The sequence below is a fragment of the Vescimonas sp. genome, assembly GCF_057856985.1.
The window spans coordinates 1-1,293 of record NZ_DBLZXX010000044.1 but is presented as its reverse complement, the minus strand read 5'-3'; the positions used below and the strand labels follow the sequence as shown (position 1 = coordinate 1,293).

Genomic DNA, 1,293 nt, shown 5'->3' with positions numbered 1-1,293 from the left:
ACTGCTCAATCGGCTTCATCGTGGGGAACAGCAGCACATCGCGGATGGAGGCGCTGTCGGTGAGCAGCATCACCAGACGGTCCACGCCGAAGCCCAGACCGCCCGTGGGGGGCAGGCCGTACTCCAGTGCGTTCACGTAGTCGTAGTCCACCTGTGCCTTGCAGTCGGGCTCGATGGCCTTGCGCTCGGCCACCTGACGCTCAAAGCGGCCCTTCTGGTCGATGGGGTCGTTCAGCTCGCTGAAGGCGTTGCCGTACTCGGTGCAGTCGATGAAATACTCAAAGCGCTCGGTGAAGGCGGGGTCGTCCGGCTTGCGCTTTGCCAGCGGGCTGATCTCCACGGGGTAATCGTAGATGAAGGTGGGCTGGATGAGCTTGTCCTCCACGAAGGCATCAAAGAACTCGGCCAGAATGGAACCCTTGGTGGGCACCTCGGGCAGCTCCACGTGGTGCTCCTTGGCGGCGGCGATGGCATCCTCGTCGGACTTCCAGTCGTTGAAGTCTACGCCGGAATACTTCTTCACGGCTTCCACCATGGTCAGGCGCTCCCAGTGGCCCATGTCGATCTGCTTGCCCTGATAGGGGATGACCATGCTGCCGCAGATCTTCTGGGCAAGGCGCTTGTACAGCTCCTCCACCAGATCCATCATGCCGTGGAAGTCGGTGAAGGCCTGATACAGCTCAATGCTGGTGAACTCCGGGTTGTGCTTGGGGTCCATGCCCTCGTTGCGGAAGATGCGGCCCACCTCGTACACGCGGTCCATGCCGCCCACGATCAGGCGCTTGAGGTACAGCTCGGTCTCGATGCGCAGCACCATGTCCATGTTCAGGCTGTTGTGATGGGTGTAGAAGGGGCGGGCGGATGCACCGATCTCGAAGGGGGTCAGGATGGGGGTGTCCACCTCCAGAAAGCCTTTCTCGTCCAGATAGGCGCGGATCTCCTTCAGGATCTGGCTGCGTTTCACGAAGGTGTCCTTCACCTCGGGATTGGCGATCAGGTCCACGTAGCGCTGACGGTAACGCATCTCGGTGTCGGTCAGGCCGTGGAACTTCTCGGGCAGGGGACGCAGGCTCTTGGCCAGCAGGGTCAGCTCGGTGGCGCGCACGCTCAGTTCGCCGGTCTTGGTGCGGAACACCTCGCCCTTCACGCCGATGATATCGCCCACGTCCAGCTTCTTGAAGGCGGCGTAAGACTCTTCGCCCAGCTCATCGCGGCGGACGTACAGCTGAATGTCGCCCTTATCGTCCCGCAGGTGGGCAAAGCTTGCCTTGCCCATTACGCGCTTGGACATCA

General features: G+C 61.6%; 1 protein-coding gene. It reads right to left on the bottom strand.

Going from position 1 to position 1,293, the window contains the following annotated elements; genetic code table 11:
* A partial coding sequence (gene lysS / locus ACZM22_RS11145) for a lysine--tRNA ligase (protein WP_489544122.1) occupies window positions 1-1,293 on the bottom strand: 1,293 nt, incomplete at both ends.